Origin of the sequence: Streptomyces sp. NPDC060031, from assembly GCF_042736805.1 — a bacterium.
Taxonomy (GTDB): Bacteria; Actinomycetota; Actinomycetes; order Streptomycetales; family Streptomycetaceae; genus Streptomyces.
This window is the reverse complement of the sequence record NZ_JBHWVM010000003.1, coordinates 86,494-100,891: the sequence shown is the minus strand read 5'-3', so window position 1 is coordinate 100,891 and position 14,398 is coordinate 86,494. Positions and strand designations below refer to the sequence as shown.

Below are 14,398 nucleotides of genomic sequence, written 5' to 3'. Positions count from 1 at the left end.
GAACCGGGAAGACATCGATGACACCGTTGGACCTGCTGGTCAAACAGCACGTGGCCCCCGTGATGAAAGCCGCTGGCTTCGAAAGGTCCGGCCGCACCTTCCGCCTCATCGCGAGCAATGGCGATCAGGCCGTTCTCGGGTTCGCCCGTCACTACGTAGACCCTGGTGCGGCGGTCTTCGAGGTCGGCTACCGCATCGTGCCGGCGCCGTACCGGGAGTGGATGGACCGGTACTCGGTCGACGGTGAGACCCGAGCCCCCATCGCCTTCGGCCCCGCGGTGCTGGCCGGCAGCGTGATCCCGCCGCTCCAGGCAGCGCACGCTCCGGACTCCGGGATGTCGTTCCGCGACCGGTGGGCCCTGCGCGCGGACAACGGCCTCGTCTGCGGCGAGGCGCTGGCGGCGGTCCTGCGCGATGAGACCGTCCCGCAGATCGTCCACCTTCTCGACCGAAGCAATCTCCTGGAGGAATGCCGCCACCCGGCCTTGCCGGTCGTGCGACTCGTGCCGCTCACGAGAGTGGAGATCCTCCTTCGGGTCGACGACGCTCCGAAGCAGGAGATCGAATCCCTGCTGACAGACGTGCAGGTGGCGAGTCCCGGCGACAACTTCGCCACGTGGACGCGACAACGACTGGCAGCGCGGAACGGCACAGCCGGATGAGTGGCCCCCGCCGGGGTTTCCGCTGTTCCCGGTGGGTCTGCTCCGAGACGCGTTCGGGCCGGCAAATGGCCTGGGCTTCCACAAAGCCCGTCTCGTCGCCGACGTTGATGGCGGTGGCATCCCGGCCAGCTGCCCGGGTGCGGACCGGAACCCGGACTCTACCCGGGCGTGCGGCACACACGAGCAGGCTTGGAGGCCGTGCGGGTTCGGTGGGTCAGACGGGAAGGGCACCGGCGGGGTGGCCGTGTTCGCGGCCGCACGCGGTCAGAGCAAGAAGGCCATGGCCCCTGACGAGGGTGGCAGCGCCGACCGATCCCGGGTCGACTGACAGCCGGGCGGCTATGTCGACGGCGTAGCAGGTGTCGGGGATCTCGAGCTCCCGCTTCACGTGCTCGTACCGGGCCGCGAACGCCCCGGCATCCGAAGGGTTCACCCCGTCGAAGGCGTCGTCCGGGAAACGGTCCTCGTGCGGCAGCAGGTAGCCGGCTTCCGCCGAATGTCCGGGGCCGTCGTCGCCGGACCCTTCCGCGTCGAACGCATCGTAGAAGCGGATCACTTCACCCTTCTCGGCGATGCACCAGGCAGTCCATCCGTCCCCGCAACTCATCCCGTACCACTGCGCGGCCCCGAACCGGCGGCTCAGGTCCGTGCACCGCTCGCGCACGACGCGTTCCATGGCCGCGTCGCGGCCGTCGTCGCCTGCGTCCTCGATGCGGTGCGTGTCCTGGGAGGAATCGCCGAACACGAGCGTGTAGCCGTCGAGTACGGGGCTGACGAACACCCGCGCGCACGCGTCGTGGCCTCGCCTGTTCCAGTTGTGGTGATCGTGGTTCCAGGCGGCAGCCCCCGTCCGTACGGTGACCGGCTCCCCTGCACCCAGGTCGAAAGCCTGCAGGACCGCACGTTGGTCCGCTGTGGGCACCGCGTACCAGGAGCCGCACAGATGCATGCCTTCCGGCACCTCGTCGATCTGCTTGATCCGGGTCAGTCGGCGTACTGCGTTCCGGTCGGCTTCGTCCAGGGCGGACGGCCCCCCGATGGCTGCGAGGGCCTCCAGGGCACCGCTCCGGAGCCGCCGACCCGGAACAGGCGTCCGGCGGAGCCGCCGCAACACGGGAACCGCCGCCCCGCCGATCTCCTCGAACACGCGGACGGCCCGCTGTCGGACTGCCGTGTCCGCGTCATCCAGCAACGGGATCAGCCGATCCGCGAAAGCCAGCGCGGCCTCGCCCAGGCGCTGGAAAGCGAAAAGCGCGTCGGCACGGACCTGGGGATGCGGGTGGATGAGCAAAGGGAGGTAGACCGCCGGATCGGACACCTGAAGCCGTCCGAGCGAGTAGCGGGCCCTGCGTGCGACCTCGGGCGAATCCGCTGACGCGATGGTTTCCGCCAGGGGCAGAAGGGCGGGCTGCCCGATCCGGCACAACACGTCCGAGGAGACGCTCCACTCCACCGGCGACCACTCATCGCACAGCACCTCGAGCACCGGTCCCACGACCTCGGCGCCCTGCTGCACCAGCGCGTCCCGCACCGCCCGCGTCGACTCCCACGAGCCGGTGAGCTCCCCGGCCAATTGCTCCGTGTCCATGACGCGGACCATATCCAGGGCCACTGACACACCCCCCGATGGAAGGCCTCCACATCCGGGTGTGCTCGCCGTACGCGAAACACCTCCCGAGCGGCTGATCAGCGGGACGCGTACGGCGACGATCGGGCCCGGGTGCACGGCGGGCTCGCCGCGCGCGGTGAACTGCAGGTCGGCTGACCGGGCCCCGGGCCGGGGCAACTCCTCTCCGTACCGCCCCAGCCATCAGGTCCGTGGTCCTCGCCCTCCGTGTGGCCCTGGTGGGCTGCCTTCAGGAGGGTTTGGCCGACGAGAAGGCGGTGACGGTCACCTTGTTGTCGCACTCGGCGAGGACTCCGTCGTCCATGGCGATCTGGTGCGAGCCCGCGCCGGGGACGCCGAGGACGAGCGTGGGGAAGGTGACGGGCGTGGCGCCGGATACGCAAGAGCCGTCGGCTTCGCCCTGGACGTTGACGAAGGTCAGCTTCGTCCAGGCTCGGGCGCCCGGGGCCAGGGACACCGTGGAGGCCGAGCCGGTGTGGCTGGTGGCGAGCGGGGTGTTCCGTTGGGGGGAGCCGTTGCCCGCTCCGGCGACCGTCGGGAATCCGCTGAGTGTGCAGGCGTGCGCCGATGAGTTGGTGACCGAGACGAGGGCGGCTCCCGTTCCCGTGCCCGTCGGTCGGACGGCGGCCTGGTGGGCTTCGGAGACCTTGACTTGGCTGGCGGTGCAGGGCTTCCCACCCCCGCCCGGGGCAGGTGCCGAGGCGCTGGGGGCGGTGTGGCCGGCACCGCCGCTCGTGCCCCCGACGGAGGAGGACCCGACGGTCGCCGTCGGCGACGCCGACCCCGCGGGCGGCCCCGAGGGCTTGGCGATCGCGCCGTCGCCGGCGGACGGGGTGCATCCCGCCGCCAAGGCGGTGACCGCCACCGCCGCCATCAGTGCTGCCGTGGTCCGGCCGACACCTGCTGAGTACTGCATGAGGTCTCCCCGAGGTTCACGACCGGTCCGACACCGGCACGCGTCGGTGAACACAGCACCACGTCCTGCGCGGTTCTGCGGGACGCAACGCTGTGGCGGTTCCGTAACGCGTCCGAGACGCGCCTACGGTCACCCCCTCCGGGGGTACGCCCACGGCGGGCTCGCCGAGCAGACGGGCTCCCGTGAGCATTCCCGTCCGGTGGGTTGCCGTCGAGCATGGCTTCTTCCCCCGCCTGGAGGGCTCCCTGGGCCACCTCGTGAAGACCGAGCGGCGCGGCAGCCTGTGTGATGAGGAAGTGTTCCTCGGCAGACGCCGGAGGCGGTCCAGCAACTGGTACGCGCAGCCTTCGCCCGCGTTCACCAGGAGGAACCCGGGCTCGGTCCGCAGAAGACATTCCTGAAGCCGGTGCAACACCTCGCGCTTCGGGAGCCGGCGCAGGCCGCCGAGTCCGTTCCCCAGGACGCCAGGGCCGGGGACTGACTCGGCGGCCTGCTCCGGAAGGCACGACTCAGCTCGGCGGATCCGGCCAGAAGGCCACGATCTGTCCCAAGGTCGGGAGGGGCGGCTGCGCGGACTACGTGGCCGACTGGCCCGCTCGCCCGGCTTCCGTTCGCAATGTGCGAGCACGCTCGGCCGGGTCGTAGTTCGGCCCGACGCCCTCGATCAGCAGCAAGTCGCCCTCGATGTGGTCGGTACGCAGACGCAGGATGGCCCGGTAGGCGGGAGAGCCGTACCAGGCACGGGCTTCGGCCAGGCTGGGGAACTCGATCAGCACCATGCTGCCGGGCCAAGTCCCCTCCACGACTTCGGCCGGCGGACCGTGGATGACGAAACGGCCCGCGAACGGGTCGAGGGTTGCCTGGATGCGCTCTAGGTACTTCATGACGTCTGAGTGATTCCGGCGGCTGCGGAGATGAGCGAAGCCATAAGCGGACACCACGGGGCTCCTTCGTTCCGGGGGTGTGAGCGATGGCCGGAACGTAGCTGAGGAGGCTTGGGCGGTGCGATTACCCCTGGGGTAGTCGCCGCCATGTCGAGGACGTGCGCCAACGCCGTCGCCCGCATCACCGTCGCTGTTCATCGCGGGCTGGCGATCGGCCCATCCCCAACTCCCCCACCGCACGGCCGGGCTCGACCGCGCCAAGGGCGCCGTCGGCAAGGCCAGAACGATCGCCGACGCGGTTATCCGGGTATGGACTTGCGTCGCAACTGGTCCCCTGGACTCGCGAATTTCAGTTTCCGGCCGGGAAGCCGTAGTTCTGGGCGGTTCGCTTCGCCAGGGAGTTCGGAACCAGGATCGCAACCCGCCTGCCCGGCCCTCGTCACATACCCCGCGCACCGAACGCACGGGTCTCCATCGGACCCAGGCCTCCATGGCTGGGGAGCGGCGCCGGCCGCCAGCCCTATTCGTTGGACATGAACTCCCGAAACACTCGGGCGGAGCGCGGGTTCTGGCTGCACTGCCACACGCCGTGCGGGCAGTAGTCGGTAATGCTGTGGTAGAGGGGCTCTTGCTCGGCGATCCAGGCCAGCATGCTTCGCATGTACCGGGGGTTGTCGCCGTTGCGGAACAGCCCCCACTCGGGGTACGAGATCTCTTTGCCGTGCGCCCTCGCGAAGTCGACGTGGTGCTGGAGTCCGTAGGGCTGGGTGACCTGCTCGTCGAAGGTGTCGCCGGGCGGCTGGTCGTAGGAGTCCATGCCAATGACGTCGACCACGTCGTCGCCCGGGTAGCACTTGGTCCAGGCGATCGCGTCACGGCCACGGTTGGGGGCGAAGTCGAATCGGAACTGCTGCCCCTCCACAGAGCGCATGGCGGCCACGATGCGCCGCCAGTACCTCTTCCAGTTCCCGGGGTCGGGCCGGCATCGGTGGGTGTAGTTGAAGCCGTTCATCTCCCAGCCGAGCACGATCACCGTGTCCGGGACCCCGAGGCCGACGAGACGCCTGGCCAGCCGCCGGAAGTGGTGGTCGTACTGACCCTGCGCGCCGGAGCGGAGCAGCTCGGCGACCCTGCCGTCAGGGACGCCGGCCTCGTTGTCGTCCAGCATGGGCACGTTCAGGACGAACAGCCGATCGGCTCTCGCCCTGCGCCACCGTGCCCAGCTGCGCAAGGAATCGGGCGCCCCCTCGATGTTCGACCAGGTGTCGCCGGGCAGGTAGGTGTGCCCGGCGCGCAGCTCGGCGCCCCCGAGCCAGCGTGAGAGTTCCCGCATCCTTTCGACGCCGGGCGAGCCGTAGTGGAGGTAGGCGCCCACTGCGACCTCGCTCCCGGCGCTACCGTCGGAATCCTCTTGCGCCGGTGCGGCGAGGGCGCCCCCGGTGGCAAGCAGGCAGGCAGCAACCGCACTTGCGCAGGCGCCAGCCAGCCAGCGGCCTCGATGGGGCATGACGTCTCCACACGCTCGTCGAACGGATGTGTCTGGCATCGACGTTAGGCATCTCATCCGATTCGCGCCTGTCTGATGACCCGATGCTGGGCCATTCGCGGGAGCCGGGCGCTTTCGCTTGACCCGACCAGGTGAACGCCGCCACCTCCCGGCGGCGCGCGGCGGTGGCCGACGCGCCAGCCGGTCCGCTGGGCCGCCCGCCGGCGATTACCTCGACCCCGTTTCGGCCCGGCGCTGTCGTGCGCCGTTCGTGCGGCTGTGGAACGCCGGACGTCTTCGACCTCACCCGCAGGCCGGTCGCCGCCCGTCGTTCGGCCCCGGGGTGCACGGCCGCGGCCGATCCGGAACGGAGACTGCGCGGGCGCGCGGCCGAATATCGCGTGCGACGCCGTCGGTGGACGTAGAGACTCCCTGGCATGGTCGACATACGCATGTTCCGGGACGAGGTCACAGCCTGGGCGGCCGGTGGCTCCGGCGGGCTGGCGAGGGAGCAAGCGGAGCTCCTCGGGGTGCACACGGCGGTCCTGCTGGAAGGGCTGAGCGACCTCGCGGCCGTCGAGGCGCTGGCCGCGGGTCGGGGCCGAGACCTGGCGGCCGAGGGGGTGTGCGTGGTTCCGATGGGCGGGGCGATGAGCGTCGGCCGCTACGCAGGGCTCCTCGGGCCGTCCGGTCTCGGCCTGCGCCTGGTCGGTCTGTGCGACGAGCGCGAGAAGCCCTTCTTCGACCGGGGCCTCAACCCGGCCTGGGCGCCGCGCACGGGTGTCTTCGTCTGCACGGCGGACCTGGAGGACGAGCTCATCCGTGCGCTGGGCCCGGCGCGGATCGAACAGATCATCCAGGCCGAGGACGAGCTGCGCGCCTGGCAGACCTTCGTACGGCAGCCCGCCCAGCACGGCCGGCCCCGGCACCAGCAGCTGCGGCGCTTCCTCGGTACGAAGAAGGGCCGCAAGATCCGCTATGGCCGCCTCCTGATCGAAGCCCTCGCCCCCGACCAGGTGCCCGCCCCGCTGGACGACCTCCTCGCCAGCTTGTGAGGGCGGTGCCGGGCGGGGCTGCTCCTCTCTCCGTGTCCCAGACCTCGAGGTTGGCGGCCGGTGCGCACACGGCGGCGGGCCGGTGTCCGGTGGCGCTCACGGTGCCGCGGGTGCCCAGGTGGGCGCCGCCCGGTCCTGGAGATGCTTCAGGGCTGCGGCTCGCCGCCGAGCCCCCGGTCCATGGGCGCGCACGGCGTTGCTTTCTGTGATCGCACCAGCCGCACGGCCTGGAACGGCGACCCGTCCCCCCGCCCGTGCAGGGCGAGCAGCAAGGCCGCAGGGGCAGGGCCGCACCCGGCATCGACCTTCTGCGTCGAGAGTGTCATGCGGCCGTCAGGGGAAGTTCAGGTCTCGAACATCTCCCGTTTTGATAACATGTGAAATATCACATGTCATAGGCACCGCCCGGAAGCCCCTGGGACGGTGATTCATGACGAGGAGAACCCCAATGAACCGTTTAGCACTGCTTGCCGCCGGTGCCGTGAGCCTGGCCGTATACGCGATCACCCCTGCCAGCGCCGCCGTCTTGCCGGCCGGCACCAGCGAAACCGTCACTTCCTGCGGGAACTCCGGTCTCCAGGCGGGTCTGGCCACGCGGGTGTGCGCCGAGATCTCCGGTACCACCGTCGAGTTCTACGGCACGGTCGGACTCGCCGGCCCGCCCTCCCCGGGCGGCCCGGCGCCCAGCGCGAAGGAGCTGTACACGACCCTGTCCGCAGAAGTCGTCGGCGGCACCACGCCCGTCACCCAGTCCAAGCCGGTCATCTTCACCTCTTCGAACCTCCAGGTACACGGTCTGGTCAGCACCGTCCCGTGCGGCTCGACCGTCCGCGGCACCTTCAGCGTGGCCTCGTTCCCCTGGACGGCCAGGCCGGTGGTCCACGAGGTCACCGTCACCTGCTGAGCGTCCCCACGCGCGTGGATCGACGATCGTGCGCGACAGAACCTGCTGGGCTTCCGCCGTCCTCGGAGGCGGGAACCGGGAGCCCGGCAGGCCATACCCGTCTGACGCCGGCCGTTGAACTCGCTCTTCTGTGGCTGACCGCTACGCCGGGGCACTGTTCTCGGTCATGGCCTGGGTGCCGATGACGTTGAGGAGCGCCAGCCGGGCGGAGGCGTCGCTGCCGGGGGGAGCGGTGTAGACGACGATGCGCAGATCGCTGCCGGGAGCCACGAGCACGTCGCAGTCGAGGGTGAGTGTGCCGACATCGGGGTGGTGGATGGTTTTGGTGTCCGTCTCGTGGACGCCCACGATCCCGGTGTCCCAAAGGCGTGCGAAGGCGGTGCTGTTGTCCCGCAGGTCTTTGATCAGGGAGCGCAGGCCCGCATCGGCGGGGTAGCGGGCGCTCGCCGCTCTGAGATCGGCGACCACCGCCGCCTCGAACCGGGCCTCCTGCTCGGGGCTGTGGCTGACCCGGCTGGGCAGGCCGGCGAAGTGGCGCCAGACGATGTTGCGTTCGCGTCCGCGCTGCGCGGACGCGTCCCCGAACAGGGCGGCCCACAACGGGTTCCACAGGGTCAGGTTCCAGGCCGCGTCGTGCACGCTGAGCGGTGCACCGTCCAGCTGGTCGAGCAGCCTTCGGACCCCTGGGGGGATGTGTGCCGACAGCTGGCCGGGGCCCGGCGCCGCTTGGCCCGCGAGGAGATAGAGGTGCGCGCGCTCTGCCGCCGACAGCCGCAGGGCGCGGGCCAGGGCGGACAGGACCTGCGGGGACGGGGAGGTGGCCCGGCCCTGTTCCAGGCGGACGACGTAGTCCACCGACAGGCCGGCGAGTTGCGCCAGTTCCTCGCGTCGCAGCCCCGCGGCGCGCCGTACTCCGCCGGCGGGCAGTCCGACCGCGGCCGGGGCCGTACGGTCGCGCCAGCCGCGCAATGCCCTGCCGAGTTCCCTTGATCCGCTCACACCCCCAGTATCCGGCGGCCGCGGCCGGACAGCCTGGTACTGGCAGTCCACAGGCAAACGCGGGCACTGCCTGTTCGCACGCGGTGCGGTGAGGGTGGGGTCATCACCGCATCACCAACCCACCTGTCACCGGAGTGAGCGCATGACCACCACCCTGATTACCGGAGCGAACAAGGGACTCGGACTGGAGACGGCCCGGCGCCTGGTCAAGGCCGGGCACACCGTCTACGTCGGCGCGCGCGACGCCGAGCGCGGCCAGGCGGCGGCCGTGGAGCTCGGCGCCCGCTTCGTCCAGATCGACGTCACCGACGGGGATTCCGTCGAGGCCGCCGCCGAATTCGTCCGCGCGGACGCCGGCCGCCTTGACGTCCTGGTCAACAACGCCGGGATCGCGGGCGCGGGCAAGCCGGTCGGCGAGGTCACCGGGGCCGACATGCAGACCACGTACGACACCAACGTCTTCGGCGTCGTGCGCGTCACGCACGCCTTCCTCCCGCTCCTGGAAGCGAGCGTCGCCCCGGTCGTCGTCAACGTCAGCAGTGGTCTGGGCTCGCCGGCGGCATGCGCCGACCCGGGCCGCATCGAGTTCCACGTGACGCTGCTGGACTACAACTCCTCCAAGACGGCGCTGGTCATGATCACATCGCAGTACGCCAAGGCGTACCCCGCCATCCGATTCAACGCCGTCGACCCCGGCTACACCGCCACCGACCTCAACGGCCACCAGGGCAGCAACACCGTCGAAGAGGGCGCGGAGATCATCGTCCGCATGGCCGTCATCGGAGCCCACGGCCCGACCGGTGGCTTCTTCGACAAGGCCGGCCCGGTCGTCTGGTAGCCGCTTCTCAAGCAGGGCGGCGCCGACCGTCACGCACCCCTACGGTGCGATGCCCAAGGACCGGAGGAGCTGGGTGAGTTCTTCGCGGAAGAGCTTTTCCGGGCTGAGGGCCTGGGTCTGCAGGTGGCCGTAGATCTCCAAGGACACAAGGCCGTGCAGGTGGCTCCAGATGCGCAGGGCGAGGGCCACGGCGGCCGGGGGCAGGTCGGGGAAGGCCGGGCGGACCTTGTCCAGCAGACCGGGGTCGAAGTCGGACCACTCGAAGTCGCTCTCCGCGTAACGGGGTTCGGCGTGCGGCCAGGCCGCGGCCGCGAGTGCGGTGATGCCGGTGCAGACACGGTGAGCGGCTTCCGGGGCGGCGCCGCCCTCGGGGGGCCGGTAGCCGGGGACGGGGTCCCCGTAGATGAGGCGGAAGCCCTCGGGATTGGCCAACGCCCAGTTCCTGAAGGCGCGGGCCCATGCCTGGATCCGGGCGGCCGGATCCTGGGCGGGGGCGGCGTCCCAGGCGGCGTCCACGGTATCGGCCAGTGAGGTGTAGACGTTGTTGATCAGCGTGGTGACCAGGTCGTCGCGGGTGGCGAAGTAGCCGTAGATGGCGTTGGCCGTCATGCCCATCTCGCGCGCGATGGCCCGCAGCGTGATCGCGTCCGGTCCCCCCGAGGCCATCAGCCCCAGCGCGACCTTCTTGATCTCAGCGGTCGTCTCGGCCCTCAGCCGCTCGCGGCGCCCCTTGGTGTTTCCCACGCTTCCCATGGCCGCTCACTCTACAGCGTCGCGATAATGCGCCCCGTATTGTTACTGCACGCCGTATAGTTTCGGCGTGCCATATAGTTTCGGCGTGCCGTGAAGAGCGCGGCGGTAGGAGCAACCACCCAGGGAGAGCCATGCACATCGGAGTCATCGGGGCCACGGGCGGCATCGGCAGTCGCGTCGTCACCGAAGCCCTCGACCGGGGGCATCACGTCACGGCCTACAGCCGCGACGCCACCCGGATCGACGAGGACCGCAAGAACGTCGCCTGGAAGAGCGTCGATGTCCTCGACGCCGACGCCGTCGCGGAGGCGATACCCGGCCTCGACGTACTGATCAGCGGGTTCCAGCCCGGAAACGCCGCCAAGGACATCGCCGACACCGTGGCCCGCTCGATCGCAGATCCCACGGTGTACGCCACTGCCGCGCGAGCACTCCTGAAAGCGCTCGAGAGCCACCCCAGGACCCGGCTCATCGTCATCGGCGGCGCCGGGAGCCTGGAGGTCGCGCCCGGAGTCGTGCGGGCCGACTCCGACGGACTCCTGCACGAGGCCCTCGATGAGATCGGCCTGCCGAGGGAATATGCCGCCGCTGTACGCGGCCACCGAGACGCCCTGAACGTGCTGCGCACCTCCAACCGGCTGTGGACCTACTTCAGCCCCGCTGAGCACATCGCACCCGGCGAACGTACGGGCCGGTTCCGGATCGGCGGCGACCAGCCGGTCCTGGACGCGGAGGGGCGCAGCCGCATCTCCATGGAGGACGCCGCCGTCGCCCTCCTCGACGAGGCGGAGCTGCCGCGCTTCGTCCAACGCCGTTTCACCATCGGCTACTGACCGACGTCGCCCGCGGACCAAGGACGCACCCGCCGGATGGCTCTGCCGGCGCGCCTCCGTGCCGCGTGCCGTGACCGGACGCCGGCGGAGGTGCGGTTGATGCGCCTTCGGTTCAGCGTGGCCGCAGTCCGTCGAAGACGACCTCGAAGATGCGCTCCCTGGGCGCGGGATCCGCTCCGAGCTGTTCCATCGCCCTGCCGGTACCGGCCAGGAGGGCGATGAACTCCGGCAGGCCCAGCTCCTGGCGGACCGCCCCGGCCCGTTGCGCCCCGGCCAGCAGATCGGCCAGCCGGGCCTGGATCTCCATGGTCGGCGCCTGCAGGGACGCATGTACGTCCACCCCGGCCGCGGCGAGAGCCTGGGCGAACTCGTTCTTCCCCTCGGACTGTTCCACCACCAGGCGGAAGCACGCGAAGAAGGCTTCGGCGGGGCCCGCCTCGGCGGCCAGCTGCCCGGTCTGGGCTGCCATTTCCTCCAGCCTGCGCACCATCACCGCCTCCAGCAGCGCCTCCTTGGACGGGAAGTGCCGAAAGAGCGTGCCGACTCCGACCCCGGCGATACGGGCGATCTCCTCGGTCGGCACGCCGACGCCGCGGGTGGTGAACACCTCCGTGGCGACATCCAGCAGCCTGGCCCGGTTGCGGGCCGCGTCCGCCCGCAGCGGACGCTCCTGAGCGCCACCCATCCCTCTCCCACCTTTCGCCGTCTACGGCAGAACCACTATGGACAACCGGACTCTCCAGTCCGTATCGTAAAAACGGAGTCGCTAGTCCGATTCTATCCACGGATCCCACCGGAGGTTGGTCATGCCCGAAACGCTGTCGCCGCGCGAGGTCTTCCACAAGCTCATCGAGGGCATCGGCGCCGGGCGGTACACGGAACTGGCCGAGCTCTACGCCGAGGACGCCGTGGTGGAGACCGTCTTCGAGCCGGTCGGTCCGCGCCGGATCGAGGGGCGGGCCGCACTCAGGGAGCGGTTCGCGCTGGTCTCCTCGAGTTCGCCCCTGGAGCTGACCCCGGCGAACGTGGTCGTCCGGGAAACCGACGACGCCGAGGTGGTCGTCGCCGAGTTCGACTACCACGTGCACCACCGGCTGACCGGGCGGAGGTTCGAAGCCGCAAACATCCAGGTACTGCGGGTCCGCGACGGCCTGATCGTCAGCAGCCGGGACTACCACGACCATCTCGCCCTCGTCATGGCCGGCGACAACCTTCCTCAGCTGGTGGCGGCGCTGGAAGGCAAGTAGCCCCCGGCGCCCACGCTGAGTCCCACCCGGCCCGGCTCGGCCCGACCTGAAGCACCGTACTGGCCCCCGCCCGCGGACGCACCTGGGCTTCCCGCGTGAAACGGGTGCGCCGGATCAGCCCACGTAGTCGGTGACGAGTTCGGCGAAGGCCTCCGGAGTGAGAACCGTGACGCCGAGCTCCTCGGCCTTGAGGGCCTTGGAGCTCGGCTTGCCGCTCGGGGACGGCGCGCTCACCAGGTAGGCGGTCCTGGAGTTGACGCTGCTGCCCGCCTTGCCGCCCGCCTTCTCGATCAGGGTGTTCATCTCGGAGCGTCCCAGCTTCTCCAGCGGACCGCACATTTTGCCGGTGACGACGACGGTCGCGTCCGCCAGCGGGCCCTCGCCGGCCACCTTCGTCTCCTGTGGTTCCGTCATGTTGACCCCGGCTGCGGCCAGTTTGTCGATGACCGGAGCCAGGGAGGCCACCTGCTCGACGATGACCGGAGCCTTCTCCGCGCCGATGCCGTCGACTTCCTGCATCGCTGCGGCGTCGGCCTGGCGGATGGCATCCATGGTGCCGAAGTGCGCGGCGATACGGCGGGACATGCTGCGCCCGGTGCCGAGCACGCCGAGAGCGCAGAAGACGCGGCTGAGCGGGCGGGATGTGGCAGCGGCGATCTGTTCGGCCAGCTTCGCTCCACGCTTCGCGCTGCCGGAGGCGACGGTGAGCTGGTCCTCGGTGAGGGTGAACAGGTCCGCGACGTCCGTGACGTCACCGGACTCGATCAGAGCCTTGACGTACGTCTTGCCCAGGCCGTCGATGTCGAGCATGTCGCGTCCGGCGGCGTACTCGATCAGAGCGGGCAGCGCGCAGGCGGTTCCCTTCGCGCAGCGCCACCGCTCCTGGTCTTTGTTGATCTCCCCACCACAGTTGGGGCATGCCGCGGGCAGCGGCACCTCCTGCGCCCCGGCCGGGCGCAGGCCGGTGACGGCGGCCTGGACGCGGGGGATGATGTCGCCCGCTTTGTAGACCGTCACGGTGTCCCCGAGGTGGAGGTCACGGCGGCGGATGTCGGCCGGGTTGTGGAGGGTGGCCCGGGTGACCGTGGATCCGTCGATGTCGACCGGTTCGAGGAGGGCCGTCGGGGCGAGCACGCCGGTGCGGCCCACGTCCCAGACCACGTCCTTCAACACGGTCTGCCGCTCGACGGCCGGAAGCTTGTAGGCGATCGCCCAGTGCGGGAACCTGCTGCCGAAACCGGCCGTTGCCTGCTCCGCCGCGTCGTTCGCCTTGATGACGACCCCGTCGATACCGAACGGCAGGGCGGGGCGCAGCGCGGCGATCTCGTCGGCCTTCTGCTGCGCCTCGTCGAGGGTGGCGACCACGTGCAGGCCCGCGGGTGTGTCCGCCGTGGTCTGCACTCCGGCTTCGGCGACGGCGGCCAGGGCCTCGGCGTGCGTGGCCCCGGGAGGCACGAAGGCGACGCCGTCGAGCTCGACCGCACCGTACGCCCAGAACGTCATCGCGAGCCGGTACGGACGGTCCTTCGCGCGCAGGGTGCCGGCCGTACCGTTGCGCGGGTTGGCGAATACCTGCGCGCCGTGCGCGGTGCGGACCTCGTTCGCGGTCTCGAACTGCTGCTGGGTGAACAGGACTTCGCCTCGTACCTCGAACGTGGCGGGCACGGGCAGCTGCTCGGGCAGGCCCTCAAGGGTGCCGATGACATGGCTGACGTCCTCGCCGTGGGTGCCGTTGCCTCGGGTGATGATCTGCTCCAGCCGCCCCGCGCGGTAGCGGGCGGCGACGGCCGCGCCGTCCATCTTCGGCTCGACGGTGAACCCGCCGGCGCTCTCGTGGCCCAGGCGGCGCTGGAGGGAGGTTCCCCAGGCGACGAGGCCGGCCGGGTCGAAGACGTTGTCGAGGCTGAGCAGTCGCGTGGTGTGCGCGATGTCGCCCGCCGGGGCGGCACCGTCCCCGACCAGGCCGGTCGGGGATTCCTGGGCGGCCCCGTCCGGGTGTGCCTGCTCCCAGGACAGCACGGCAAGCCGGAGCCGGTCGTACGTGGCGTCATCGATCGGGCTGTCACCGTCGCCGTAATACGCCCGCGAGGCCTCGCGCAGGCGGGCGAGGGCGGCCTCGTAGTCGGTGTGGCCGGACATGACGGACAACGCCTCATCGGCGGGAAGGGTCTTCATGAGCATGATCCTCGCTCAA

Annotated in this window: 13 protein-coding genes and 1 pseudogene; 6 read left to right on the top strand and 8 right to left on the bottom strand. The window is 70.4% G+C overall.

Annotated features, from left to right (window positions below; all coding sequences use genetic code 11):
- Nucleotides 1–17 precede the first annotated feature (17 nt).
- A complete protein-coding gene (locus ACFWB8_RS02160; protein WP_385221149.1) occupies nucleotides 18–662 on the top strand; it encodes a DUF4304 domain-containing protein in 645 nt (214 codons plus the stop codon).
- 214 nt (nucleotides 663–876) lie between these two features.
- Here ACFWB8_RS02160 and ACFWB8_RS02155 read toward each other — a convergent pair whose 3' ends face one another.
- The 4 genes and pseudogenes from ACFWB8_RS02155 to ACFWB8_RS02140 all read right to left on the bottom strand — a co-directional run.
- On the bottom strand, nucleotides 877–2,193 hold the full coding sequence (locus ACFWB8_RS02155) for a HEAT repeat domain-containing protein (RefSeq protein WP_385221146.1): 1,317 nt from the start codon (nucleotides 2,191–2,193) through the stop codon (nucleotides 877–879).
- Nucleotides 2,194–2,518: 325 nt separating this feature from the next.
- Complete coding sequence (locus ACFWB8_RS02150; protein WP_385221143.1) at nucleotides 2,519–3,205, bottom strand: DUF4232 domain-containing protein; 687 nt, start codon at nucleotides 3,203–3,205, stop codon at nucleotides 2,519–2,521.
- Between the two features lie 575 nt (nucleotides 3,206–3,780).
- Entirely contained in the window at nucleotides 3,781–4,143 is a 363-nt protein-coding gene (locus tag ACFWB8_RS02145) for a DUF1330 domain-containing protein (protein ID WP_385221140.1), read from the bottom strand.
- A gap of 475 nt (nucleotides 4,144–4,618) precedes the next feature.
- Nucleotides 4,619–5,596, bottom strand: a pseudogene (locus ACFWB8_RS02140) (glycoside hydrolase family 26 protein); the annotation flags it as partial.
- 416 nt (nucleotides 5,597–6,012) lie between these two features.
- On the opposite strand from ACFWB8_RS02140, the gene ACFWB8_RS02135 reads away from it, so the two are divergent.
- Nucleotides 6,013–6,630: a TOPRIM nucleotidyl transferase/hydrolase domain-containing protein gene (locus ACFWB8_RS02135; RefSeq protein WP_385221137.1), complete on the top strand. Its 618-nt coding sequence runs from the start codon at nucleotides 6,013–6,015 to the stop codon at nucleotides 6,628–6,630.
- A gap of 448 nt (nucleotides 6,631–7,078) precedes the next feature.
- Nucleotides 7,079–7,534 carry a hypothetical protein gene (locus ACFWB8_RS02130; protein WP_385221134.1) on the top strand — a complete coding sequence of 152 codons (456 nt, stop codon included), beginning with the start codon at nucleotides 7,079–7,081 and terminating at the stop codon, nucleotides 7,532–7,534.
- 141 nt (nucleotides 7,535–7,675) lie between these two features.
- Here ACFWB8_RS02130 and ACFWB8_RS02125 read toward each other — a convergent pair whose 3' ends face one another.
- Nucleotides 7,676–8,533 (bottom strand): helix-turn-helix transcriptional regulator, encoded by an 858-nt coding sequence (locus tag ACFWB8_RS02125; RefSeq protein ID WP_385221132.1) that lies wholly within the window; start codon nucleotides 8,531–8,533, stop codon nucleotides 7,676–7,678.
- A gap of 142 nt (nucleotides 8,534–8,675) precedes the next feature.
- Between ACFWB8_RS02125 and ACFWB8_RS02120 the strand changes: the two genes are divergently transcribed.
- Complete coding sequence (locus ACFWB8_RS02120) at nucleotides 8,676–9,371, top strand: SDR family oxidoreductase (protein WP_385221129.1); 696 nt, start codon at nucleotides 8,676–8,678, stop codon at nucleotides 9,369–9,371.
- A gap of 39 nt (nucleotides 9,372–9,410) precedes the next feature.
- Here the strand turns inward: ACFWB8_RS02120 and ACFWB8_RS02115 are convergent, their stop codons facing one another.
- Nucleotides 9,411–10,124, bottom strand: coding sequence for a TetR/AcrR family transcriptional regulator (locus ACFWB8_RS02115; protein WP_385221126.1), 714 nt, complete (start codon nucleotides 10,122–10,124; stop codon nucleotides 9,411–9,413).
- 131 nt (nucleotides 10,125–10,255) lie between these two features.
- Between ACFWB8_RS02115 and ACFWB8_RS02110 the strand changes: the two genes are divergently transcribed.
- Entirely contained in the window at nucleotides 10,256–10,957 is a 702-nt protein-coding gene (locus ACFWB8_RS02110; protein WP_385221123.1) for an NAD(P)-dependent oxidoreductase, read from the top strand.
- A 112-nt stretch (nucleotides 10,958–11,069) separates the two neighbouring features.
- Here the strand turns inward: ACFWB8_RS02110 and ACFWB8_RS02105 are convergent, their stop codons facing one another.
- Nucleotides 11,070–11,642 carry a TetR/AcrR family transcriptional regulator gene (locus ACFWB8_RS02105; protein ID WP_385221120.1) on the bottom strand — a complete coding sequence of 191 codons (573 nt, stop codon included), beginning with the start codon at nucleotides 11,640–11,642 and terminating at the stop codon, nucleotides 11,070–11,072.
- Nucleotides 11,643–11,763: 121 nt separating this feature from the next.
- On the opposite strand from ACFWB8_RS02105, the gene ACFWB8_RS02100 reads away from it, so the two are divergent.
- Entirely contained in the window at nucleotides 11,764–12,204 is a 441-nt protein-coding gene (locus ACFWB8_RS02100) for a nuclear transport factor 2 family protein (protein WP_385221117.1), read from the top strand.
- A gap of 114 nt (nucleotides 12,205–12,318) precedes the next feature.
- Here the strand turns inward: ACFWB8_RS02100 and ligA are convergent, their stop codons facing one another.
- Nucleotides 12,319–14,379, bottom strand: coding sequence for an NAD-dependent DNA ligase LigA (ligA, locus tag ACFWB8_RS02095; protein ID WP_385221115.1), 2,061 nt, complete (start codon nucleotides 14,377–14,379; stop codon nucleotides 12,319–12,321).
- Nucleotides 14,380–14,398: the final 19 nt, after the last annotated feature.